Raw genomic sequence first — 25477 nt, 5'->3', positions numbered from 1 at the left:
AACTACAGCAATAATCAATACCCTATTTTTCGTAAGTATTATTTATACTTATGTCTTATTGGTAGAGTATCAATACTGTTCGGTTAAGACTAAAAAACAAAAATACGTAGGTTGGGTTGTTCGCGTTAGCGTTGCGGAGCAATCGGAACGAAACCCAACATTTTCAATGATTTGTTGGTTTTATACAATATGTTGTTTACGTGGAAATTTTCGTTAACCGAACAGTATTGGGTAGAGTATCCTGGCTGTAACCGTACTAATCATAAAACTAAGTTTACTTTTAAATCTTCATAATTTATGTTTAAACTTTACGATTACTTGATATTTATTTTGTAGCTTTATTTTAAAATAAGAGAGAGACATTATTTATGTCACTAAAAAGGTATTTTGTACGAAGAGTACATAAGTGAAATTTATTGACATACTATGATTACAACAATGGTATATTTAAAAATTGGCTCAAAGTAAGCCGTTACAGTAATCAGGGAAGTATTTATTAATTCCAAATATAAAAAAGTATTTTCTCTGATTTTTGAACAAGTACATATAGCGGATTACCAAATTTGGTTACAAATCAATCAGCATCTTTTGTATAGCCATCTACAACATTTAAATAACCTCTATTTAAGAGGCATTTTGAGAACCTTATAGCTTAGGTGAAAAATCTCTAAAACCTCTTTTTTTATTGTCATTTACTTCCTTATTCATTCATATTTCGTGACTTTTGTGTAAGTCCTAAACTTGTTGTGGGTTTTGCAAATACTTGAAAAACTTTATATTGTATTTCTTCTTGATAATTAATTTGCAATCCCAAAATGCAAATAGAGAAGAAATGTCCGTACAAAAATAGCATAGGAGATTAGTTGAATGACTAAAATTATCGAAGAATCCACTAAAAAGAGACTTCATCTTCCTTATTTAGACGGATTGAGGGGATTAGCGTCTTTATATATTGTCCTCGTACATATTGAACCATCAATTGAAGGACAATTGCCTATAATGTGGTCATTATTTGGAGAAATCATGAAATATGGTGCATTTAGTGTTGTCATTTTCATTGTTCTTTCTGGTTATGTTTTGATGCTGCCAGTAGCGCGTTCTGAAAATGGTCAGTTATCAGGAAGTTTCATGAATTATATTAAGAAGCGATCGCGGCGAATTTTACCACCCTACTATATAATACTGTTTATCTGTTTACTATTAACAGCAATTATCTTGGGTTTAGAAAAATTTACGGATTTTCAATGGAATACAGAAGCAGGACTAGGAGCATTTTCTCCCAGATTTTCTTTGATGGATGTCTTGCTTAAACTACTCCTAGTTCATAATCTTGACAGTAATTCATATCTAACTATTAACCCACCCATGTGGACTGTCGCCACAGAATGGCAAATATACTTTTTATTTCCGTTATTTTTATTGCCTATATGGCGAAGGTTGGGATTATTTGGGATTGTCATTATTACCTTTTTAATTGGTTTAACTCCTCTATATTTGTTGAATGGATTATTTGAATCAGCCAATCCTTGGTTCTTATGTATATTTTGTTTAGGAATGGCAGCAGCAGATATTGGATTTTCCCAAAAACCCAAGTTAGTAGCTATCAGAAATTCTTTACCTTGGGGTTGGTTGGCTATTATCTTTACCTGTCTTGCTGTCATCACTGAATGGCGACGGCTAGGACTGCATATATGGATTAATCAAACTTTCGCCGGTCTAGCATTTGCCTGTCTATTTATTTCCTTAACCAAGTCAATAATAGAAAACAAAAAACCATCTTTAATACTACGGATCTTACAACATCCTTTAGCGATCGCCCTGGGAACATTTTCCTATAGTCTCTATCTTACTCATGGACCAGTTTTAGTTTTTGTGCGTTACTTCCTGTTTTACCTACCAATCTCACCAGATATGTTTGCAGCAGGATGTTATTTAATAGGTACGGTGATGTCACTCATTATTGCTTACTGGTTTTACTTATTCTTTGAGCGGCCATTTATGTCTAATTTTTTGAAAAAGCGAAAAATCAAAGATGCCGTGATCTCATAAAAGTCTTAGACATAAAGACCCCATGAAAAATCGAGCAGCGGTCAGTAGTAAAACCCTTTTTGTGCATCTAAAATATCTAAGAGACTTCCAAATAAAAAAATGTCCCAAAACTGATGCAGAAATTCTCTCTCTGTGTACTCTGTGCCTCTGTGGTTCGTTTCTTAGGATAATTTATTTCTTGGAAGTCTCTAATCCAGAAGATTTTGGCTTTAAGGCTTACTTATTTCATATTAATACTTATAAATAAAACATCCTCCAGCCGAAGAATTAATCATCACTAATTACCAAACTAGTCCACTTTAACGGTAAACTCATATATTGCAGATCCCCGACTTCTCAAAGAAGTCGGGGATCTAAATCCAAAATGTTTACCCTCATGACTGGAGAATTAAGACTTTGGGCATAGAATTACGCAGTTTCGTATTTCTAGACAATCTGCAACCTCAACACGCCGCATACATGGGAACAGTAGCCCAGGGTTTCTTACCATTACCGGGGGATACATCCCTATGGATTGAAATTTCCCCTGGTATCGAAATCAACAAGATTACGGACGTAGCCCTGAAATCCGCTTCCGTTCGTCCTGGAGTGCAAGTAGTAGAACGTCTATATGGACTATTAGAAGTGCATTCTGGCTCTCAAGGGGAAACACGAGCCGCTGGAGATGCGATTTTGGCATTTTTAGGCGTAAAAAAAGAGGAATGTATTAAACCTCGCGTAGTTTCTAGCCAAATTATCCGCAATATTGACGCTTACCAAACCCAACTTATTAACCGTACCCGACGAGGACAACTGCTACTAGCAGGACAAACCCTCTATGTATTGGAAGTTGAACCAGCCGCTTATGCAGCACTAGCAGCTAATGAAGCAGAAAAAGCAGCGCAAATTAACATCCTCGAAGTTCAAGCTGTCGGTAGTTTTGGCAGACTTTATTTAGGTGGCTCAGAACAGGATATTTTAGCAGGAGCAGCGGGCGCTTTAGCCGCAATTGAAAACTCACCTGGAAGGGAAAATTCCCAAGGTAAGCGTAACGAATAAGGAACAAGATTGACGCAACTAACATATTAGTAGGGTGCGTCAAATGTTAAAAATCTGTTTATTCTTACCCCATAATCGAGTCTGACGCACCTTAGAGGATGTTTTAAAAGTGGTATCCCGTAATTTTCATCACATTGTTACCCCCTTTCCCCTTGTAAAGGGAAACAAGAAAAATCTGCTTCCCTCCCCTTCACAAGGGGAGGGTTAGGGAGGGGTAAAAGATTTGATACAGCAATCATGACTTTTCAAACACCCTCTTACAAAAAATATTAAATGTGAAACTTGCGTAAGTCCTAAAGGAGCAAAAAATGGCAAATCAACAACATCTCAATGTATTACGTTCAGGAGCAGTTACCTGGATAGAATGGAGAAACAAAAATTCCCAAATTGAAATTGATCTTAGTGCTGCAAATCTACTAGGAGAAAATCTCCGCGGAGCAAATCTCCAAGGGGTAAACTTGAATAAAGTAAATTTAGCTCACGCTTTATTGGTGCGAACTAATTTCAGTCATGCCAATCTCAGTAATGCTATTTTTTATCAAGCCAAATTAATAGAAGCTAACTTAAGTCAAGCGAATTTGAGTATTGCTAATTTGAGTGGGGCAATTTTAACCCAGGCTAATTTAAGTTTTGGCAACTTTATTGGTGCTGATTTTAGTGGTGCAAATCTGGAAAATACTATCATTAACGATGCTAATTTAATTGGTACAGATTTCCAAAATGCTAATTTAAAAAATGCTGATTTAGCCGCAGCCCAACTTATTCGCAGTAATTTAAGTTTTGCAAATTTGATGGCAGTTAATTTAATTACTGCTAACTTGAGTGAAGCAAATTTATATGAAGCAGAATTAATGACTGCTCAACTTTATCAAGCCAACCTACATAAAGCTAATTTAACAAAAGCTCATTTAGGAAACGCATTTTTATCTAAAGCAAATTTGAGTGAAGCAAATTTAACAGAAGCTGATTTAAGTTGGGCAAATTTAAAAGGTGCAAACTTAGCAGGAGCAAATTTAAAAGGTGCAAATATTCGCGGCACAAATTTTCAGGGAGCAAATTTGAAAGGGACGATTTTAGAGAATAAGTTAGAATTATTAACACCAAAGAAATGCAATTAACGGTAACGAGGTAATATGTTAAAATAAAATCAACTGTAACAATAAATCAATGCACATTCAAAAAGTCATTATCAAAAACTTCCGCTGCTTTGAGCATTTGGAAGTTAATTTAGATCCCGATATCAATATTTTTGTTGGCAATAATGGATCAGGTAAGAGTGCGTTATTGGATGGTATTGCTGCGGCAATGTTTGCTTCATATATACGTTGTATTCAGCTAATTGAAAGTATAAGATATCAACAAACTAACCCTTTTTCACAAGAAGATTTTTCAGTCAAACAAAAAGAAAATCAACAAAAACATTATGCAGAATTTACTGTATCAACTACAGATTTTTTAGATTGGAGAATAGTCTACGAAAAAAAGTTTATTTATAACAAGGAAGATATTTCTACAGCAGTCACAGGTATATCTTTATCAGAAGAAGCAAATAAGGAGTTTTTTGCTGAGTTGCAAAATAAATGTGATACTTTGAAAAATGACCCAAAATCTGAGCTTTCTGTCATAGGTTATTATAAAAGTGATCGTAATTTAACTAATCTTGAATACCAAGAAAATATTTCCAATCTACCTTTAGATAGATTTGATTCTTTAAAAAATGCTTTAAGTGCAACAGCTAATTTTACTGATTTAGCCACTTGGTTTTTTTGGCGTGAGTATGAAGAATTGAGAGAGGGAAAAAATCAAAAAGATATTAACTTTGAACTTCCAGATTTAAAGCAAATACGAAAAGCTATTTCTACTATTATTGCTCCTAATGCTCGCGTTTATTTTTCAGGTGCAACATCTGCAAAATTGATGGTTGAGTGGACAATGGAAACAGGAGAAAAACGAGAACTTTTACTTAGTCAATTAAGTGCAGGTTATCGCAATATGTTAGCGTTGGTGATGGATTTTGCGCGGCGTTTAGCACAAGCAAACCCACACATGGAAAACCCATTATCAGCAGAAGCCATTTTGATGATTGATGAGTTAGATTTACATTTACATCCAACGTGGCAACAAAATATTATTCCTGATTTAAAAAAGGTATTTCCCAACACTCAAATTATCGCCACTACTCACAGTCCCGAAGTTGTAACAACAGTTAAACAAAATCAGGTGAAGATATTAGAAGATTATCAAATCAAGGAATGTCCATCACCTACCAAGGGGATGAAAAGTTCAGATATTGTCAGATATGTTTTAGGGTTGAGTGATTTAAGACCAGATACGGAAGAATCAAGAACACTGACACGCCTTTTTGAAGCAATTGATAATGGTCAATTAGAAGAAGCAAAACGCCTCAGACAAGAATTACAACACTGGGAATCTTATGATCCAGATATGACTAGAGCAGATATGCAAATCCGCAAATTGGAACGGAGGAATGCGGTGTGAAAAAAGTGCTGAAATCCCCAGAACCAGAGGAACTTAAAAAGTATAAAGGGCGATTTTCTTTACAGATAAAGCGATGGAGTGATTTAAAAAAGAACCGAGAAACTTTGAATGCAATTCGTGACACTTTAGCGACTGATCAAAAGGGACTTTGTGCCTATTGTGAAATGTCCCTTCATGAGAAAAATCGTTCTGTAGAACATTTTATTCCTCGTAACCAATCAACAAAAGAAAATAATCATGATCTAGATTGGCAAAATATGCTTGCTATCTGTCTTCCTCCAGGTGGAATGAAAGATGAAGACTTGGAAAATCCACAACTACTGAAAGAACTGAAAGATTTACCATGTTGTGGCAAAAAGAAGGATGGTGACATACCTGATGGTAGATTATTAAATCCTCTGAATTTACCAACATTACGTCTATTTAAATTCAGTAGTAAAGATGGTGAAATTAGACCTGATAAAAAAGCTTGTGAAGATTCTGGTATTCCTATAGAAAATGTTCAATTTACTATTGATACTCTGGAACTTAATGTCCAAAGATTGAAAGATCAACGATTAGTTGTAATTGACGAAATAGAAAAAGAACTTGATGATGAGACAATTGATATAAATGATTTAGAAGAGAAAGTTGCAGCCGAATATTTTGGTAATGGTACAGACAATTGGCATCCGTTTTTTACAACTATTCGCTGGGTTTTAGGTGCAGGTGCAGAACGACATCTTATGAATATTTATTATTCAGGTTAACAATAAATAAGATCCCCGACTTCTTAAAGAAGTCGGGGATCTGACTCCAAAAAGATGTTAATTGAGCAACATTTAATTAGACAAAATAAAATCCGCCCTTTCATCTATCTAGAGAAATAGATTTTAGTTTGTAATTAATCTAAAATTAACCTATTGATAAAAAGACTCTTTTTTTTTTGAACAAAGCTTCAATTTTTGGAAAAAGTCTGATAGATTATCGGTATTGAGTTTTTCATTGTCCGTTCCGTCTGCGAGAATCTTATCAACTCAATTTCCTCTTATTAATTTAGTTGGTGCATATTATGGATATCTTATTTGTTCACGGCGAAGAAAGTAAAAACATCATCGGATGTTATGGAAATATAGAAGGGATTGCGGCTGTGGTTGTCACAGTATTTCCAGACAATAGTAAATATGAAATTATTGATTCCGTTTTCCGTCGTCGTCTAGGATTGAAGCCAACTGCTAATGATTTAATAGAACTGGCTAACACCCATAAAGTTAAATATATTATCGGCAATAAACTCATGGAAAACGTTTACAGTGGGGGAACATTAGACAAAAATTATGAGTTTCCTATTGAAATTCAATGGGAAACCAATGAAATTAATGTTGAGAAATTACTGTTTCTCACCGAATGTTATCTCAATGAAGGTAGGTTAAATTTAGCTGCTGATGTCGAAAACGTCATCGAAAAAGAATTACGGTCTTTCGACCTGCAAAAATGCCGGGATCATGGTCAACCCAGCCACAGGATATTTGCATTCTTTCATGCGATCGCTGCTGCGCGTTCATTCATCCCCTCCTGGGCAAAAGCTTAAAAAAACCTAAAGGTTGACTGTACAAAATAATCAAACTTCAAAAAGCTTATATTTTCTTTCTCCACACTTGTTCCGAGTCTCGCTATATTAGCAAGTAATAGGAAAAGTTGAAAAGGAGTTGAGAAAAGATGGAAACTAAGCCCATGAACCCATCTCTAGCACTCGCGGACATCCCCCCCGGTTATCTGAATATTATGGGTTATGTTGACCAATCAGAAGTTAATGGACCCGGTTGTCGGGCTGTTGTCTGGGTACAAGGTTGTAACCGTGAGTGTTCTGGTTGCTTTAATCCTGACTCCTGGGCATTTGAGATTAATGATTTAGTTGCTATTGATACCCTCGCTGAAAGTATTCTCAAAAATCCCCAGAATACGGGTGTAACTTTTTCCGGTGGTGAACCATTTTGGCAAGCACCTGCATTAACAATTTTAGCCAGAAAGTTAAAAGCAGCGGGTTTAAATATCATGTCTTTTACTGGTTTCACTCTTCAACAATTACAATCTGATTCCGCCCCTCCTGGTGCAAAAGAATTATTGGCAGAATTAGATATTTTGATTGATGGTCCTTTTGTGAAATCTCTAGCAATTAATTCTCCTGATTCTCCCGTTTCTTCTAGTAATCAAAAAGTCAATATCTTTAATCCAGAATTTGCAGATAAAATTACTTGGGCTAGTGATCAAATTGAAGTCCACATTCTCAAAGATGGTAATCGTATTGTTACAGGTTATCAAGGTTTATTGGAATTAAGCTAATTTTAGGGAGGCTGAAAAATCAAAGTATTTTCGGTTTTCAGTCTCTCAAATTTGGAACTGCTAAAATTCTTCATACGACCAGCCGTAACGGTTATAAATCAAGCGCAATATAAGGGTTTCACAATGGTTTATACAGGCTTTGACTTATACCAACTTTGATACCATTGCTGCATTTGGTTAATTTCTGCCGTTTGAGTTTTAATGATAGACTTAGCCAAATTACGGATTTCTGGTTTGGCAGTTTTTTTAACAATCATCTGTGACATTTTGACAGCCATGCGATGATGAGGAATCATTTGACGAATAAATTCTTTATCAAAATCTGGTGCATTTTTTAATGTTTCTAAATCCATATTCATGCAGTGCATTTTACCATTCATCGGCATTTTCATCGTGTCTGGTGGATTCATCTGTTGACACATATTCCCAGGACCTGCCATCATTCCTTGATCAGTCATAGTCATTATAGGTACTTCTTTACCGTACCATGTCTTATACCAGATTCGCATCTGTTCAATTTCGCTGGTTTGATCTTTTTTAATAGCAACTGCGAGGTTCTTAATTTCTGGATGTTGTGCGCGAGTGAATGCGATATCAGCCATTTCTACTGCTTGCTGATGGTGTGGAATCATCATTTCGATAAAATGCTGATCTGTTTGCATCATCATCCCTTTTTTGGGGGGATTAGCTTGTTTAGATGAATGATGAGAATTGTGTTCAGAATTGGGACTTTGTGCTTGTGTGTTACTGACAAGTAATAATCCACTCACAGCACTACTACTTACTAACCCAATCAAACCATAAATCAAATTTTTGCTTTTCATAACTTGTTTTTCCTTGAAAATATGAAGATTTAATAGTAAAAGTCATTAAACCTAACTGTTGCAAATATTTGGAACCAGTTATGCGTTTAACTAAATTCTAGCTTTTCATGGGAATATGAAATCAAGATGAAATGTTTTGTGATATTAATCTTTATTAACAAAATAACTGTCTATGAACTTTCAACGTTTAAAAACTATCATTTTATTACCCACAACTGGACTACGGGCAATTATTTTCTCTTGAAAATCAACAACTTCTAAATGGATAAAATTAAGTTCTTGGGAACGTTGTAATATATCCGCTGCTAGTTTGTCCTGTTGAGATTTTTCCAGGTTATACCAAATATCGCTAATTTTCACAGTTAAATCGCTGGTACGGAAATTAGCTTGAACAGGTTTTATGAGTTGAGAAATAATATTTTTATCCTGCGTATTTTTAACAGCAATGGTAATATCTGAAAACTGATTTTCAATTGCTGCTAGTAAAGCTTGTTCAGGTGTTAATTCAACAACTGGAGTCGGGGTAGTTTCAGTTTCTATAACCGGAGTTGGTATGACTTCCGGTTCAACAACTGGGGTGGGGGTTGGTATGACTTCAGGTTCTATAACTGGGGTGGGAGTTGGTTCTGGTTCTATAACTGATTTTGGTGGGATAACCTCTTCTACCGGGGGAACAGTTGCGACTTCCACAGATTTAGGAATAAACATAAATGTAGTTATTCCTATTGTCACCACAAAAATTACTGCAAAAATCCCTGTCAGCACCGTATCTGATACATTATTAGATATATTTGATGGTAGAAATAAGCGGAATGTCCTTAAAAATCCATCCCAACGCGATAAAAAATTAGTTTTTTTCTGAGTATCAGCGGGTGTTTCTGTCTCCAGTTTAACTACTGTAGTTTCTAAAACACCAATCGTTCCCCGCAAAACTTGGATAATTGCCGTTTTCCAAATTGGTTGATTTTTTTGATAGAGTGTAGGTGCGGGTTCACTTCTTGGTTTTCTACGTTTTTCTCCTGACATGGAACTTTTACCCAAATTAGCGAATCAAAAATATCAATACCTTGTCCAAATTGGAAAAAGTCTTGATTTGTAGGTTGGGTTGAGGTACGAAACCCAACAAATGCGTTGGGTTGCGCGATCGCTTAACCCAACCTACGAAAAATGGACAAGGTATTGAAATGTAGAAAACGTATTGTGACTATAATCATCTATTGTGCCATTTTAATAAAATATGAATATTAACCGCCGTCAATTTTTGTTTTTAAGTGGAATCAGCACCATAGCATCTGGATTTTTGAGTGGGAAATTGTCAAATTCAAATTCTCTCATACAATCAGCAACAGCAGCTAAACCAGTCAAAAAAGATTTATTATTGCGTTTTGTCTCCGTTGCTGATACAGGAACTGGGACTAAAGGACAATATGCTGTAGCAAATGCTATGAATTTTTATCATCAGCAAAATCCTTATAATTTGGTAGTTTTAGCTGGTGATAACATCTACAATAATGGGGAAATTGAGAAAATAAAGGAAGTTTTTGAACGCCCTTATCAACCTTTACTAAAAAATGGTGTCAAGTTTCATGCTTGTTTAGGCAATCATGATATTCGCACGGATAATGGTGTTCCCCAAGTTAAATATCCTGGTTTTAATATGCAGGGACGTTATTACACATTTAGTCAAAATAAAGTTCAGTTTTTTGCCTTAGATACTAATGGTAATGCTGATTGGAAAAATCAATTAATTTGGCTAGATAAAGAATTAAGTCTGAGTAAAGCACCTTGGAAAGTTGTCTTTGGTCATCATCCGATTTATTCGTCTGGTCATTATGGAAATAATACAAGTTTTATTAAAACCTTTACTCCCCTATTTAAAAAATACAATGTTCAACTTTATATCAATGGTCATGAACATAATTATGAACGAACTCGCGCTATTAATGGAACTACCTATTTAATCTGTGGTGCTGGTGCTGGTAATCGTCCAGTTGGTCGTTCTCAATGGACAGAATATTCAACCAGTGATTTGAGTTTTGCTGCCTATGATGTGTATGCAGATAGAATGGAAGTGAGCGCTATTGGTACTAATAATCGCGTTTTTGATCAGGGTATAATTAAATTAAATAGTGTTTAATGAAAGGAGTCAGGAGTCAGGAGAAGAAAGAACGAGTCAGGAGGAAGAAAGAAGAATAATCAATATCGAAGGACTTTTCCTCCCCCTATTTCCTGTTCCCTGTTCCCTGTTCCCTGTTCCCTACTATTTAGTAATGGTTGAGGTTGATTCCTGCTTCTTTTGCCATTGCGTCTAAACCTTTAAATTCTAAGGTTTTAATAGCCTTGGTGGAAAGTTTCAATTTTACCCAACGGTTACCAGCAGCCCACCAAACCCGCTTGGTTTGCAGATTAACGTGCTGTAGACGCTTGGTGTGACGGTTGGAGTGGGAAACGGAACAAGCGTTATTGGCTTTTTTACCAGTTAGTTCACAACGACGGGACATAATAAATATCTCCTAGAGTTCTATTTTAAGACAACCTTCCCATTATATCCCAACAAGTTCGGGAAAAAGAATAATTATCTAGTATCTAGGGAATTATGGCAAGTATTATCAAACCTTTTAGAAAATCTTAATTTTTACCATTTATCACTAATGTTACCATGGTGTATATACAAAATGTATTTACAAGTCTAATGGAATTTGAATGGGACGAACATAAAAATCAACAAAATCAGAAAAAACATGGACTTAGCTTTGAGGAAGCACAAGAAATTTTTCAGGGAATCGTTTTTACGTCGATTGATGAACGATTTGACTATGATGAAGAAATTAGAGAAATTACTATTGGTGCAATACAAGGAATTATTGTTGTCACTGTAGCCCATACTGAAAGAAACGGCAAAACTCGCCTGATTTCAGCCCGAAAAGCCACCCCTAAAGAAAGGAGACAATACTATGAATATCTCGCCGAAACGTCTTGAAGAAATCCAAAATATCCCAGATTCTGCCATTGATACTTCTGATATTCCCGAATTAGACGATCATTTTTGGAAAACAGCTAAAATGGTGAAACCTATCACTAAAAAAGCTATTTCCATTCGCTTAGATAGTGACGTTTTAGAATGGTTTAAACACCAGGGAAAAGGCTATCAATCAATGATTAATACTGTGCTGCGTTCTTATATTAACCATCAAGAAAATCTCTAAAAAAATAAAGTGTTACAACCGACTTCTCCGAGAAGTCGGTTATCTGGCTGTTTACTTGCTGGCTTGTTCTGTTAGCTTGGTGAGTACGTCATTGGAACGTTCTACAAAGGATTTCATCCCATCTGCATCAAAGCCTTTTTGAGATATCAGTGCCAAATCATAAACGTGCTGACACATCATATTAACTAATTGACTGGAGGGGGATTCACCATCACCCTGAATAATACTAGCTTGACTGAGATTAACCAAGTTTTGAATTAACGGGTGAGCAGTATTTACTAGTAAAATATGTTCTTCGGGGAATTCGACCGTTTGCTGCTGCATCATAGCACTCATTTCTCGCATCCGCCGCAGAAATTCGGGTAATAACACCATTGCAGGTGGTGTTCCTTGAGGGTCGTCTGATTTCAAGGACTCGGTGCGGATGTTGAGTTTTGGCTTGTTGAGGGCTTTCTCAAATAGTTCTTTAATGACTTCTCCTTTGGTCTTGTTGGTGGTGGGGTCAACAATTTCGCCAGTTTTGTCATCGAGAAGAGTGTTATCGAGGTCAGAGTCTACCCGTGTAAATTTAACATCCCGATATTCTTGTTCTAGGAAGTTAATGAAGTGGGTATCAATGAAGGAGTCCATAAAGAGGACTTCTAAACCTTGATTTTTGTGCAGTTCTATGTATGTGGATTGAGTAGCTGCATCGGTGCTGTAGAATACCTTGTTTTCGTGACGTTCTTTGTTCCGTTCTAGGTATTCTTTCAGGGTGGTGTAGGGGATGCTAGTGCCATTTGTGGGGGTAACATCTTGCCAAACATCACCGTCAGCAGATTGAACTTCAACGGCTGCGGTGTCGGCTACAGGGGCTTCTAATTTGGCTGTACTGCGGAAGATGATGATGTCTTCAACTTGTTTTTTGAATTTATCATCGTTGAGAACGCCAAATTTCACGAATGTTCCCAAGTCTTTCCAGGCTGTTACGTATTGTTCGCGGTTATCGCGGTATAATTCTTTGAGTCTATCGCCGACTTTTTTGGCGATATAATCTCCTATTCTCTTAATAGTGCGATCGCCTTGTAATGCACTTCGAGAAACGTTCAAAGGTATATCAGTGCTATCAATCACGCCCCGCATGGGCATTAAAAACTGGGGAATAATTTCCTCACAGTTATCACTGACAAACACCTGATTGCAGAATAATTTAATTTGTCCTTTGGTAACATCTACATCAGGACGCATTTTCGGGAAATACAAAATCCCGTTAATCACAAAGGGATAATCTGTGTTCAAATGTACCCACAGCAAGGGTTCTTCTTGGAAAGGATACAAATAGCGGTAAAACTCTAAATAATCTTCCTCTTTAAGATTACTGGGAGATTCACGCCATGCAGCTTTTTGTTTATTTAAAACTTCCCCATCCATTTTAATGGGAACTGACATGAAATCGCAGTAGGTCTTGACAAGATTCCTAATTCGTGCTGGTTCGAGAAACTCCTCTTCTTCTCCTTCCAATGTGAGAATAATTGTAGTTCCACGAGTGGTGCGAGGAGATTCATCTAAAACAAATTTAGGTGAACCATCACAAGTCCAACGCACGGCTTGTGCGCCTTCCTGGTAAGATAGAGTATCAATTTCTACTTGCTTCGCTACCATGAAGGATGAGTAGAAACCCAAACCGAAATGACCGATAATCGGTTGGTCTGCCTTACCTTCATACTTGTGAATAAATTCTTCAGCACTAGAGAAAGCAACTTGGTTAATATATTTTTTGACTTCCTCTGCGGTCATTCCAATGCCATTATCAGTAATGGAGAGGATTTTGTTGTCTTTATCAATGCTAATGGTAATTTCTGGTTCACCAATTTCGCCATTGTATTCCCCAGCGCGGGATACCATGTTTAACTTTTGGATAGCGTCTACCCCATTGGATACCAGTTCCCGCAAGAAGATTTGATGATCTGAGTAGAGAGACTTCTTGATAATCGGGAAAATATTATCGGTATGAATACTGATATTGCCTTGTTCTAGCATAGTTATCCGTCGGTTTTACTTGCAGATATATTTTATGAAAATCATTTTTCCGTGATTTTATCTCTTTTGGGGTCAGGAATACCTCTTCATTATGATTCGGATTACACTACCATCATGCTAGACTGGGGACTAAAGACTAAAGACAGTGGTAAAGCCCAACTGCGTAATATAGTGAATTTTAGCATTAATGTGAGGGTGTTAGCAGTATTACCCGATTTGTGGAATAAGAATTATCTATTACATACTCCTATTGATTTTAGATAGATAAAATTGATATAACTGACATAACATAAAAACTGTCAATATATAAGGAGCATAAACAATGGCAAGTGATCGGATTGAGGCGTTTCAAAAAGCATTTCGTAATCTGCAATTGCAACCTTTGGTAACAACAGAAGAAACCGCAGATTTTCGAGTTCCTTATGGTGATGATTTCATTGCAGAATTAGAACAGAGAGTTTTGGATGGTAATGATTATACCAATCAATTAATTTTTGCAGGACATCGCGGTTGTGGTAAGTCTACATTGTTGGCAGAATTTGCCAGAGAATTTGACGATAATTATCTGACAATCTTCTTTTCTATATCTGATTTAATTGAAGCTACAGCCATCAATCACATTAATATTCTTTTTGCTATTGCTGTCCAAATTATGGATAAAGCGGAGGAGCAAAAAATTGAGATTGATGCTAACAAAAAACAAAGATTTTTTAATTGGTTTCAAGAACGGACAGAAATTGAAGAAAGTAAAATTGGGGCTGAATTAGAAGCAGGTTTTGATTTTTGGAGTTTTCTGAAAAGTAAGTTAAAGGCTGAAGCAAGTATCCGCGAAGTTATAGAAACTAAATTTAAACGTGATTTTCGAGATTTAATAGATACTCTCAATCTGATTGCTACAGAAGTTTCTTTAGCTTGTAAAAAACAGATTGTGGTAATTATTGATGATTTAGATAAACTAGATTTAGCAGCTATTGAAAGTATATTTCTCAAAAATATTAAAGCACTATTACAACCTAATTTCTTTGTTATTTATACAATTCCTATTGCCACAATTCGTGATGGTGTTTTAAAAAGACATATCGAAGATGAAACGAGTAATCCGATTTTTGTGATGCCAGTTTTAAAAGTTTATCCTAAAGGTGAAAGTCATAAAAACGAAGCTCAACCTGTAACTGCAACAATAGCTAAATTACAGGAGATTTTGCGGAAACGCATTGATAGCACTTTATTAGCAGATGATATTTTGCTGGAGATTGCTTTATCTAGTGGTGGTGTAATTCGGGAATTGGTTCGCATTGCTCAAAAATGTTGTAGTTTAGTATTAGTAGAGTTAAGAAAAAAAGCCAGAAAGCTAGAACCGATTGATGATGTGCAAATTGATGCGACAATTTTGCAGCAAGCACTTGATATTTTGCGAAATGATATGACAATTACTTTGAGCAAAACTGACCGGGAGATTTTACAACAAACATATACGAATTATCGCCCTGATGATCCTAAACAGCAAGAATTTCTTGATTTGCTCCACAATGTTTATGTGATTGAATATAGAAATGCTGAGAGTTGGTATGATCTTCATCCTCTTGTAATTCAACAGTTAAAGTTAGAAGAGTTAATTTAATGAACACCTTAACCAATGAATCCATTATCAAAGCAAATGAACAGACTTATATAAGTTTGTTAGTTTCAATTGAAGCTGGCATTGGGATGTTACAGATTTTCATTGCTGTGTGTGATGCAGATCGTCAGCGTGAAAATATTATAGCTAATTATGAAAAAGAATTAGCATATATTGACAATATTTATCGAGTTTATCTTGATGGTCAAGAACCTAGTTTAAAGCAAGCCATCACACAACAAGTTACATTAAAAGAAAATGCCATAGCCACAGTATTAGGTGCAGAAAAATTAGGATCATTCAATCAAGATGAATTGTTGAAAAAGTTTTTTGGTTATTTGCAATGGACAAGGGAAGCATTGCGAGAACTAAAAATGCCGATTATTTTATGGATACCATCACGTATTTACGCTCAAATTGCCAAGCAAGCACCTGATTTCTGGAGTTGGCGTAATGGTGTATTTCATTTTCAGCCTGAACCGTCTTTAGTGACAAATGAGTTATTAATCAATCGCAATTCTGAGGTAATTCTAGATAATCAAGCAAGTTCGATTTTTTCCCCAGAACAATTAGAAGCATCATTAGCTGAAGCCATTAACCAATGGGGAGCAAATAGTAGCAAACTAGAAACTCTCTATAGCCAGTTAGGTAATTTATATTCTGAACGAGTACAATCAGGAAAATCAGCAGATAGGGAAAGGGAATTAGCACTAGCTCAAAAATATTTGAATCAAGCAATAGTTTTGCAAACTCAATTTCAACAACAAGATGCTCTGGCTAATACGCTTAATAAATTAGCATTATTGTATTATTCTCAAGGACGTTACAATGATGCTGAACCTCTTTATTTACAATCTTTAGATATCTTAAAACGCCAACTTGGTGATGACCATCCCCATGTTGCTACCAGTCTGAATAATTTGGCAGCATTGTATAAAGCGCAAGGAAGATACAATGATGCTGAACCTCTTTATTTACAATCTTTAGATATTAGAAAACGCCAACTTGGCGATGACCATCCTGATGTCGGTACTAGTCTTAATAATTTAGCAGGATTGTATGAATCTCAAGGAAGATACAATGATGCTGAACCTCTTTATTCACAATCTTTAGATATTAGAAAACGCCAACTTGGCGATGACCATCCTGATGTCGGTACTAGTCTTAATAATTTAGCAGGATTGTATGAATCTCAAGGAAGATACAATGATGCTGAACCTCTTTATTTACAATCTTTAGATATTAGAAAACGCCAACTTGGCGATGACCATCCTGATGTCGGTACTAGTCTTAATAATTTAGCAGGATTGTATGAATCTCAAGGAAGATACAATGATGCTGAACCTCTTTATTCACAATCTTTAGATATCTTAAAACGCCAACTTGGTGATGACCATCCTTCCGTCGCTACTAGTCTTAATAATTTGGCACTCTTATATAAATCTCAAGGACGATATAATGATGCTGAACCTCTTTATTTACAATCTTTAGATATCTTAAAACGCCAACTTGGTGATGACCATCCTTCCGTCGCTACTAGTCTTAATAATTTAGCAGCATTGTATGAATCTCAAGGAAAGTACAATGATGCTGAAAGGTTAGTTCAATAAGCAGACTTTCCCGAACTAAATACAAAAATAGCATTAGCATTGCTAGAAATGATAGAAAGCAATCCTGAGTTATTGTCATCTATTCGAGAGTTTTTGCAACAACAAACAGAAGCATCTGATGACAATACATAAAAACAAGTTTGTAATGCAATCATGAAATTGTCTGAATCAGGATATCCAGGATTATAGGATTTACAGGATTATAAGTGTCAAAATACTTGATAAATTACTAAAATCCTGAATAAGATCATGCTTGAGTTAAATAAATATAGTGCGATTTTGTGGGAAACTCTCACAAAACTAATTGTCTGATAGCGCAGCGTGGCGTAGCCATATCAGGATATCCAGGATTATAGGATTTACAGGATTATAAGTGTCAAAATACTTGATAAATTACTAAAATCCTGAATAAGATCATGCTTGAGTTAAATAAATATAGTGCGATTTTGTGGGAAACTCTCACAAAACTAATTCTGCTTTGCGTAATTCATCATTAACTCACCAAAACCCATTAAGAACAACTACCAAACCCATAAATATAAAACTGCTTAGATAGAAAATGACGCAATAATTAAAGTAAAACCCATAAATCATCCACAATAATGACTCTTATACATATCATCCTGTAAATCCTATAATCCTAGACATCCTGATTCAGACAATTATTCCCGAAGTATCTTGATAAAGAAGAACTATCTTCCATTATCCTGCAAATCCTATAATCCTGGACATCCTGATTCAGACAATTATTCCCAAAGCATCAGATAACAATCCAAAAAAATATTTTTATCATCCATTCATAATTCATCGCCAAAAAAAGGTAATAAACCTATTGACTTCCTATTTAAAATATGTTATCGTGAACTTGATAAGGAAGAACTATCTCGCAAACAGACAAATTAACTCTCCGTGCCTCTGCGTCTCTGCGTGAGAAAAAAATAATAACCCTATTTGCCAACCCAATAAAACATTAACTCTTAACACCTTAAAAACATCGCCAAAAAAAGGTAATAAATCTATTGACATCCCATTTAAAATATGTTATCCTGAACTTGATAAGGAAGAACTATCTTAAATATTTTTACAAAACCACTTGTGACTCGCTTTATCCATGACCAATTCGCCAAAGACTATTTAGAAGAACTACTAAAACCCTTTGGACAAGTTGAAGCCCCCAGCCATTTAGCTAGAGAAATCAGGGAAATAGATGTATTATTTTCCCCCGTCAGCACACAAACCGCCGACATCGAGATATTAGGATTGTTACAGCGATTTCCAATCATATAAGGTACATCTTAGCCCCCTCATCGCTTGCGGGGAGGGGGTTGGGGGTGGGGTTCTTGTTCCGGGTTTGATGACAATTTGCTGTAGGTAAACTAGCAGCTACACCTGCTATCTTTGAACCCTTTCGCAATCCAGCAAGCAAAGAAGAAATCTGTGATTGTTTGTTAAAATCATTAGAAGTGAGAGGTGCATTACAACGAGAAGCAAAACGGAATAAAAACCCCATAGCTACCATAGAAACACCTAAACTATGGGTTCTGACACCAACAGCATCACAAACCCTATTATCCGGCTTTAGAGCCATAGAAAACCCTAATTGGCCAGCAGGAATCTACTTTTTAGCAGATTACTTGAATACAGCCATTGTCGCTATTCATCAATTACCACGTACACCCGAAACCCTATGGTTAAGACTATTAGGACGGGAAACAGTACAAAAAAGAGCAATTGATGAATTAGAAACATTACCAACTAATTACCCATTCCAACAAGCAACGTTAGAATTGCTTTACAACCTCCAACAGACTTTAAAGATCAATAAAAGTTCAGAACCAGAAGATAAGGAGTTAATTATGCGGTTAGCACCATTTTATCAACGAGATAAAGAACAAGCTAGACTAGAAGGAGAACAAAAAGGAGAAGAACGTCTAGTTTTACGGCTAATAAATCGCCGATTTGGTGAAATTAAATTATCATTAATCGAGCAAGTTCAATCATTGTCTATAGAACAACTGGAAAATTTAGCAGATGCTTTGTTAGATTTTTCACAAGTTGCTGATTTAGAAACTTGGTTAAAGCAACAGAAACCACAAGAAACAGATAAGTAGGTGAACGGAAAAAACCGTAGACGCGAAGCGGCTTCTCGAAGAGTAATATGTAACGAAAAGTAAAATCGCTCAAACCCTCTTCACTCTTGCCTCTTGCCTCTTGCCTCTTGCCTTGCCATAACGACAATTTTCAATGCTAACCTACTTAGCTGATGACTTAATGTTAGCAATGCTAAAAAGATTAAATTGCAATTTTAAACCATTGTCATTTATTCTTTAAGCATTGCATAAAAAACAAAAATATTAGATATCAATACATAAGCATTGTTTAGCAATCCAAATCTACTCAAATAAAAAATCTAAATAACGTCTTGCCATAAATAAACATTGTATAGTAAACTGATACAAATATTTTTAACAACAAAGTTATCATGCCAGCCCCAGATACTAGTCGCCGCATCACCCCTAGCAACCTCCAGCAAGACATAGATTCTTACAACGGACTCAAAGCCGTCTCTGGTTATACCACTGCTCGTGTAGCAGCCACACCGGAAGCATTACAAAAAGCTTATGCAGAAATGGTGACAAGACAACAAGAAGAAACCGAAAAACAAGCATTATTTAAAGCCTCCGCAGACGCAGCCAAACAAGCAGAATGGGAGTTCCATAATGCTGTTTTAGCCATGAAAGAAGCAGTAAAAGGTCAATTTGGGTCAGATAGTGATGCAGCCCAAGCAGTAGGTTTCAAGAAGAAATCAGAACGGAAACGTCCCACCAAAAAGAAAACCGAGTAGGATATTCTCATGATCTTATACCATTTCTTTATGAAGCTGCGTTGAATTTTGTAACCTTGTCTTTTCCTCCTCTGTGTTCTCTGTGCCTCTGTGGTTCGTTCCTTTCTAAATTTGGGGCATCTTTATACAGAATTGGTATTAGACAAGCGATCGCACTCATATTTTTTCTAAGATCAAAAAGTAGTGATATGGGAAAGTAGGATCAACATATTCTTCCCTCATTATCAAACCAGCTTTAGCAACAGATTCCAAAAACCGCTTTTTGGGATATCCTTTCAATCCCAATTCCCAATAATGTTCATCACAAAGTGGTGTTGTACTCCAAAATTGGGGAATTTCCCAGAGTAAATGTCTGGCTTTAAGTAGAAAAGAAGTTTTGATTTGCAATGATAGATATTCAGTAGCATTGGGAATCGAAATCACCAAATATTTCTTAGTAATTGCGGCGAGTTTTTGCAATGCTAATTCAGATTTTTCATAAGGAAAATGTTCTAATACCTGAAACAGAACAATTGCATCAAACTTATCTTTTGGTAGTATAAAGTCCGCCGTCAAATCCAAGATTATATCTGGTTTGAGACTAGGATCAATATCCGCCGTAGTTACGTTATAGTTATTTTGTCGGAGTATTTCTGTAAACAAAGAATTAAAAATACCAATTTCTAGAACATTTTTAACTTGACTACCCAAGGAAAACAATAACCGCGACTGATGATGATAACTAATAAATCTTTCCTTGGAAAGATATTGCGAACTTGTAATCCCTAAAGAAGAAATCAATTCCATAGAAAGCCCCCTATTTACTAATGAAAATGCTTAAAGTTTTTTACTAAAACTTAACCCAGTTTCAGCCTTATCAATGATGATAGTATCACCAGAAACAAAAGTATTTTCCAGTAACTTCGTAGCCAGAGGATTTTCTACCTCGCGTTGAATTGACCGTTTTAATGGACGTGCGCCATAAACTGGGTCATAACCAGCTTCCACAAGATGATCACAAGCGGCTTGGGATATTTCAAAAGAGATTTTTTGTTCTTTGAGCAGATTTTCCACCCGTTTGAGTTGAATACGGATAATATGCCCCATTTCTGAACGATTAAGAGCGTGGAAAAGAATTAAGTCATCTATGCGGTTGAGAAATTCGGGACGGAAGTGACTTCGCAAACCTTCCATCACCTTATTACGCATTAAATCATACTTGGAATCATCCCCAGATACATCCAAAATATGTTCACTACCAATGTTGCTAGTCATGACTATGACAGTATTCCGAAAATCTACAGCCCGTCCTTGGGAATCAGTAACTCTACCATCATCCAATACCTGCAACAAAATATTAAATACATCGGGATGGGCTTTTTCTACTTCATCTAACAGCACCACAGAATAAGGATGTCTGCGAATCGCTTCCGAAAGTTGTCCCCCTTCTTCATAACCCACATATCCGGGAGGCGCACCCACAAGGCGGGAAACCGAGTGTTTTTCCATATATTCGGACATATCCAAACGCACCAAAGCATCATCCGAATCAAAGAGAAATTGAGCCAAGGCGCGGGCGAGTTCGGTTTTACCCACGCCAGTTGGTCCCATAAACAAGAATGAACCGATGGGACGAGAGGGGTCTTTCATCCCTGCACGGGCGCGACGAATCGCCGCAGAGACGGCGGAAACGGCTTCTTCTTGACCAATTACCCTTTCATGTAAATGACTTTCTAGTTGCAGTAATTTTTGCCGTTCTGATTCCAAAAGCCGATTTACAGGGATTCCTGTCCATTTAGCGACAATTTCGGCAATATCGGCTTCGGTGACTTGTTCGCGCAACAAAGTCGAACCTTGAGTTTGCATTTCTAAAAGTTTCGCTTCTTTAACTTCTCGTTCTCGTTGCACACCTTCTAACTTACCGTACTTCAATTGAGCGGCTTTGTTTAAATCATAGTCTCGTTCTGCTTGTTCAATTTGCACCCGCATGGCATCTTCTTCTTTCTTTAACCCGCTGATAGATTCTAAAATCTGCTTTTCCCCTTGCCATTGTTCATTAAATATTTGCTGTTTAACTGTTAAACTGGCAATTTCTTGTTCAATTCGTTCTAATCGTTCTCTAGTTGGAGAAATACTCTGTTCTTCTCCAGATAATGACAGCTTTTCCATTTCTAGCTGCATCAAACGCCGGTCAATGGTTTCTAATTCCGCCGGTTTGGATGTAATCTCCATTTTTAATTTTGCTGCGGCTTCATCAACTAAGTCAATAGCTTTGTCTGGTAGAAATCTATCGGCAATATAACGCGCTGATAAAGTTGCAGCAGCAACTAAAGCGGAATCGGAAATTTTAACATTATGATGCACTTCATAACGTTCTTTTAAACCTCGCAAAATCGAAATTGTATTTTCTACTGTCGGTTGATCTACATATACTTGTTGAAATCTTCTTTCTAATGCTGCATCTTTTTCAATAAATTTGCGATATTCATCTAAGGTAGTTGCACCAATACAACGCAACTCGCCCCGCGCCAACATAGGTTTAAGCAAATTTCCGGCATCCATTGACCCTTGTTGATTAGAACCAGCCCCGACAACGGTATGTAGTTCATCAATAAATAAAACTACTTGCCCGTTTGATTCCGTAACCTCACGGAGGACATTCTTTAAACGGTCTTCAAATTCACCTCTGTATTTTGCTCCTGCAATCAAACTACCGATATCCAAGGAAATCAATTGGCGATTCTTTAAAGACTCAGGAACGTCACCATTCACCATTCTTTGGGCTAAAGCTTCAGCGATCGCAGTTTTGCCAACTCCCGGCTCACCAATTAACACAGGGTTATTTTTGCTACGACGAGATAAAACCTGAATTACCCGGCGAATTTCATCATCTCTACCAATAACTGGATCTAATTTTCCTGCTTTAGCTTGTTCCGTTAAATCTCGTCCAAATCTTTTTAAAGCTTCCTCTTGTACATCTGCTTCTGCTTTTGGAGATGCTTTGATTTTGGGAGTAGCGCGAACAGATTTAACCCCAAGTTCTACTTGAGCAATATCTATATTTAAGCTTTTAAATAACCGTCTACCAACACGTTCATCATTACCAAACGCTAGAATTATATGCCCTTCTGAGATTTCCTCCTCTCTCATTTTGGCTCTAATTTCATTAGCTTTATCTAAAAGTAAATCTAAATTCCGCCCCAGGTAAAGTTGATCACTTTTACCAACTTTGGGTTGACGTTGGGTAAAAGCCTCTAGTTGTTGTTTGAATCGCACAGAATCAACTTCTGCACGGGTGAGAATGGCTGTAGCTAGGCTTGTGGGTTCTTCTAAAAGGGCGAGAATTAAATGTTCAACTTCTAATTGTTGTTGTTTATAAGCACGAACCACGTCTTGGGATTTTGTTACCGCTTCCCAGGCTGTATCAGTAAATTTATCAGGATCTGTAGGCTGCATTTGTAAAATTTTAGATTTTAGACTTGTAATTTAAGTTTAGGAGGGATTTGGGTAATGGGTAAAGAAGTTCTCTTCTTACCCTCTACCCTAAATCATTCTGGAGTTTTTAACTGAATCAATTCAACTTTATAACCATCTGGGTCTTCCACAAAAGCAATTACTGTTGAACCATGTTTCATAGGTCCTGGTTCTCGGACTACTTTACCACCCAGTTTTCCAATAGTCTCACAGGTAGCGTAAATATCATGCACACCCAAAGCGATATGACCATAGGCGCTACCTAAATCATACTTTTCTACGCCCCAGTTGTGGGTGAGTTCTAAAACTGAATGATCACTTTCTTCTCCATAACCGACAAAAGCCAGGGTAAATTCTCCCGCTGGATAATCTTTCCGGCGGAGTAACTTCATTCCCAATACATCACAGTAAAATGTTAAGGACTCTTCTAAATTACCTACCCGCAGCATTGTATGTAGTAATCGCATATTTACCCTTTGTTTAATTCCTGTATCTTATATTCTATAGGGAATTTCCACGAAATCTGCGTTTAATTCTGCTTTTAATTGCTCAACCGTTGGTAACTATATATTAACTAATTTCAGCAACGGCTTGTGGTAAAATTGATTTTAATTTCAGATGGAGGAAATAATTATGATTTCATCACCTTTGATATTACATTTTCCCTCATCAGTGCAAATGACAGATGATCAATTTTTTGATTTCTGTCAAGAAAACCGTGATTTACGCATTGAGAGGAATGAATTCGGAAATATATTAATTATGCCACCTGTTGATTCAGAAACGGGAAATCGAGAATTTCATATTATTGGACAGTGAGCAATTTGGTCAGATGAAAATGGTACAGGAATTGGCTTTTCTTCTAGTGCGGGATTTACACTTTCCACAGGTGCAATACGTTCTCCTGATGCTTCCTGGATAAAATTAGAAAGATGGAATCAACTTACACCTGCACAACAAAAGAAGTTTGCACCTATTTGTCCTGATTTTGTGATTGAATTAAGGTCAGCTTCTGATAATTTGCGGCCTTTAAAGGATAAAATGCAGGAATATATGCAAGAACCAGGAATCCAATTAGGTTTATTAATTGACCGTAAAAATCGCCGAGTTTATATTTATCATCCTGGAGAAATAGAGGAATGTTTAGAAAATCCTGATACTGTGAGTTGTGAATCTGTTTTATCAGGATTTGTTTTGGATATGAATAAAATTTGGTAAACTAAATAAACGGAAGGAAATTATTATGCTTTCATCTCCCTTAATGTTACAAATGCCTTCATCAATGACAGATGATCAATTTTTTGAATTTTGTCAACTAAACCGTGATTTACGGATTGAGAAAAATAGATTTGGAGATATATCAATCATGTCACCCGCAGGTTCAGAAACAGGAAATCGAGAAGGTAGAATTATCCAACAATTAATGAATTGGACAGATGAAGATGGTACAGGAATAGCATTTTCTTCTAGTACAGGATTTACACTGTCTACAGGTGCGAAACGTTCTCCTGATGCTGCTTGGGTAAAGTTAGAAAGATGGAATCAACTTACACCTGCACAACAAGAGAAGTTTGCACCTATTTGTCCTGATTTTGTGATTGAATTAAGGTCTGCTTCTGATAACTTGCAGCCTTTAAAGGATAAAATGCAGGAATATATACAAGAACCAGGAATCCAATTAGGTTTATTAATTGACCGCAAAAATCGCCGAGTTTATATTTATCGTCCTGGACAAGTAGAAGAGTGTTTAGAAAATCCTGATACTGTGAGTTGTGATCCTATTTTACCGAGGTTTGTGTTGAATATGAGTAAAATTTGGTAAGTAGGTGAACACAATAAAACCAAACTGTGTAAAGAAATGTAAAATCGCCTAAACCCTCTTCACTCTTGCCTCTTGCCTCTTGCCTCTTGCCTTTTGCCTTGCCATAACGACAATTTTCAACGCCAACCTACTTAGTGATAAAATTGCGAGTGAAAGGAAGCAATCTCTTGAC

General features: G+C 36.5%; 23 protein-coding genes and 2 pseudogenes. 18 read left to right on the top strand and 7 right to left on the bottom strand.

The annotated features are described in order from the left end of the window. The first annotated feature begins 867 nt into the window (after positions 1-867). The 7 genes from AN486_RS05495 (at position 868) to AN486_RS05465 (ending at position 7908) form a co-directional block, all read left to right on the top strand. A complete protein-coding gene (locus tag AN486_RS05495) occupies positions 868-2049 on the top strand; it encodes an acyltransferase (RefSeq protein ID WP_290599518.1) in 1182 nt (393 codons plus the stop codon). A 396-nt stretch (positions 2050-2445) separates the two neighbouring features. Next, positions 2446-3087, top strand: a complete 642-nt coding sequence (locus AN486_RS05490; protein ID WP_039202830.1) for a hypothetical protein — start codon at positions 2446-2448, stop codon at positions 3085-3087. A 308-nt stretch (positions 3088-3395) separates the two neighbouring features. Then, complete coding sequence (locus AN486_RS05485) at positions 3396-4205, top strand: pentapeptide repeat-containing protein (RefSeq protein ID WP_290599517.1); 810 nt, start codon at positions 3396-3398, stop codon at positions 4203-4205. Positions 4206-4254: 49 nt separating this feature from the next. After that, on the top strand, positions 4255-5586 hold the full coding sequence (locus AN486_RS05480) for an AAA family ATPase (RefSeq protein WP_053541072.1): 1332 nt from the start codon (positions 4255-4257) through the stop codon (positions 5584-5586). Further along, complete coding sequence (locus tag AN486_RS05475) at positions 5583-6335, top strand: retron system putative HNH endonuclease (protein ID WP_290599516.1); 753 nt, start codon at positions 5583-5585, stop codon at positions 6333-6335. Before AN486_RS05480 ends, AN486_RS05475 begins: the two co-directional genes overlap by 4 nt. 302 nt (positions 6336-6637) lie before the next feature. Continuing rightward, positions 6638-7156: a hypothetical protein gene (locus AN486_RS05470; RefSeq protein WP_290599515.1), complete on the top strand. Its 519-nt coding sequence runs from the start codon at positions 6638-6640 to the stop codon at positions 7154-7156. A gap of 128 nt (positions 7157-7284) precedes the next feature. Beyond that, positions 7285-7908, top strand: coding sequence for a 4Fe-4S single cluster domain-containing protein (locus AN486_RS05465; protein ID WP_290599514.1), 624 nt, complete (start codon positions 7285-7287; stop codon positions 7906-7908). Positions 7909-8036: 128 nt separating this feature from the next. On the opposite strand, the gene AN486_RS05460 is transcribed toward AN486_RS05465, so the two are convergent. Further along, complete coding sequence (locus AN486_RS05460) at positions 8037-8732, bottom strand: DUF305 domain-containing protein (protein WP_290599513.1); 696 nt, start codon at positions 8730-8732, stop codon at positions 8037-8039. Positions 8733-8912: 180 nt separating this feature from the next. After that, positions 8913-9758 carry a procyclic acidic repetitive family protein gene (locus tag AN486_RS05455; RefSeq protein ID WP_290599512.1) on the bottom strand — a complete coding sequence of 282 codons (846 nt, stop codon included), beginning with the start codon at positions 9756-9758 and terminating at the stop codon, positions 8913-8915. Positions 9759-9969: 211 nt separating this feature from the next. Between AN486_RS05455 and AN486_RS05450 the strand changes: the two genes are divergently transcribed. Then, positions 9970-10869: a metallophosphoesterase gene (locus tag AN486_RS05450; protein WP_290599511.1), complete on the top strand. Its 900-nt coding sequence runs from the start codon at positions 9970-9972 to the stop codon at positions 10867-10869. A 127-nt stretch (positions 10870-10996) separates the two neighbouring features. Here the strand turns inward: AN486_RS05450 and rpmB are convergent, their stop codons facing one another. Continuing rightward, complete coding sequence (gene rpmB, locus AN486_RS05445; protein ID WP_027402820.1) at positions 10997-11233, bottom strand: 50S ribosomal protein L28; 237 nt, start codon at positions 11231-11233, stop codon at positions 10997-10999. A gap of 158 nt (positions 11234-11391) precedes the next feature. On the opposite strand from rpmB, the gene AN486_RS05440 reads away from it, so the two are divergent. Both AN486_RS05440 and AN486_RS05435 read left to right on the top strand, forming a co-directional pair. Next, positions 11392-11712, top strand: coding sequence for a BrnT family toxin (locus tag AN486_RS05440; RefSeq protein WP_290599510.1), 321 nt, complete (start codon positions 11392-11394; stop codon positions 11710-11712). Then, the gene (locus AN486_RS05435; RefSeq protein ID WP_290599509.1) at positions 11687-11938 is read left to right on the top strand and encodes a BrnA antitoxin family protein; all 252 of its coding nucleotides are present in this window, start codon (positions 11687-11689) and stop codon (positions 11936-11938) included. The genes AN486_RS05440 and AN486_RS05435 overlap by 26 nt, the downstream gene beginning before the upstream one ends. A gap of 51 nt (positions 11939-11989) precedes the next feature. Here the strand turns inward: AN486_RS05435 and htpG are convergent, their stop codons facing one another. Further along, positions 11990-13957 (bottom strand): molecular chaperone HtpG, encoded by a 1968-nt coding sequence (htpG, locus tag AN486_RS05430; protein ID WP_290599508.1) that lies wholly within the window; start codon positions 13955-13957, stop codon positions 11990-11992. 51 nt (positions 13958-14008) lie between these two features. Here htpG and AN486_RS05425 point away from each other — a divergent pair, with 51 nt between their 5' ends. From AN486_RS05425 to AN486_RS05400, 6 genes and pseudogenes are all read left to right on the top strand, one after another. Further along, positions 14009-14221 (top strand): hypothetical protein, encoded by a 213-nt coding sequence (locus AN486_RS05425; RefSeq protein WP_290599507.1) that lies wholly within the window; start codon positions 14009-14011, stop codon positions 14219-14221. Positions 14222-14279: 58 nt separating this feature from the next. Beyond that, the gene (locus tag AN486_RS05420) at positions 14280-15578 is read left to right on the top strand and encodes a P-loop NTPase fold protein (protein WP_290599506.1); all 1299 of its coding nucleotides are present in this window, start codon (positions 14280-14282) and stop codon (positions 15576-15578) included. Beyond that, the gene (locus AN486_RS05415; protein ID WP_290599505.1) at positions 15578-17185 is read left to right on the top strand and encodes a tetratricopeptide repeat protein; all 1608 of its coding nucleotides are present in this window, start codon (positions 15578-15580) and stop codon (positions 17183-17185) included. Before AN486_RS05420 ends, AN486_RS05415 begins: the two co-directional genes overlap by 1 nt. A 1095-nt stretch (positions 17186-18280) precedes the next feature. Next, positions 18281-18472, top strand: coding sequence for a hypothetical protein (locus AN486_RS05410; protein WP_290599527.1), 192 nt, complete (start codon positions 18281-18283; stop codon positions 18470-18472). 80 nt (positions 18473-18552) lie between these two features. Next, positions 18553-19296, top strand: a pseudogene (locus tag AN486_RS05405) (DUF4351 domain-containing protein); the annotation flags it as partial. Between the two features lie 371 nt (positions 19297-19667). Continuing rightward, the gene (locus tag AN486_RS05400) at positions 19668-20030 is read left to right on the top strand and encodes a hypothetical protein (RefSeq protein WP_053541086.1); all 363 of its coding nucleotides are present in this window, start codon (positions 19668-19670) and stop codon (positions 20028-20030) included. A gap of 156 nt (positions 20031-20186) precedes the next feature. On the opposite strand, the gene AN486_RS05395 is transcribed toward AN486_RS05400, so the two are convergent. The 3 genes from AN486_RS05395 to gloA form a co-directional block, all read right to left on the bottom strand. Then, the gene (locus AN486_RS05395) at positions 20187-20816 is read right to left on the bottom strand and encodes a methyltransferase domain-containing protein (protein ID WP_290599504.1); all 630 of its coding nucleotides are present in this window, start codon (positions 20814-20816) and stop codon (positions 20187-20189) included. Positions 20817-20846: 30 nt separating this feature from the next. Further along, a complete protein-coding gene (gene clpB / locus AN486_RS05390) occupies positions 20847-23465 on the bottom strand; it encodes an ATP-dependent chaperone ClpB (RefSeq protein ID WP_290599503.1) in 2619 nt (872 codons plus the stop codon). A gap of 92 nt (positions 23466-23557) precedes the next feature. Continuing rightward, the gene (gene gloA / locus AN486_RS05385) at positions 23558-23950 is read right to left on the bottom strand and encodes a lactoylglutathione lyase (protein WP_027402811.1); all 393 of its coding nucleotides are present in this window, start codon (positions 23948-23950) and stop codon (positions 23558-23560) included. Between the two features lie 166 nt (positions 23951-24116). On the opposite strand from gloA, the pseudogene AN486_RS05380 reads away from it, so the two are divergent. Next, positions 24117-24701: pseudogene (locus AN486_RS05380) on the top strand (Uma2 family endonuclease). A gap of 25 nt (positions 24702-24726) precedes the next feature. Then, positions 24727-25305 carry a Uma2 family endonuclease gene (locus tag AN486_RS05375; protein WP_039204374.1) on the top strand — a complete coding sequence of 193 codons (579 nt, stop codon included), beginning with the start codon at positions 24727-24729 and terminating at the stop codon, positions 25303-25305. The last annotated feature ends 172 nt before the right edge of the window (positions 25306-25477 follow it).

The sequence above is a fragment of the Anabaena sp. AL93 genome (assembly GCF_001672085.1).
Lineage (GTDB): Bacteria > Cyanobacteriota > Cyanobacteriia > Cyanobacteriales > Nostocaceae > Dolichospermum > Dolichospermum heterosporum.
This window is presented reverse-complemented; position numbering and strand designations above follow the sequence as displayed.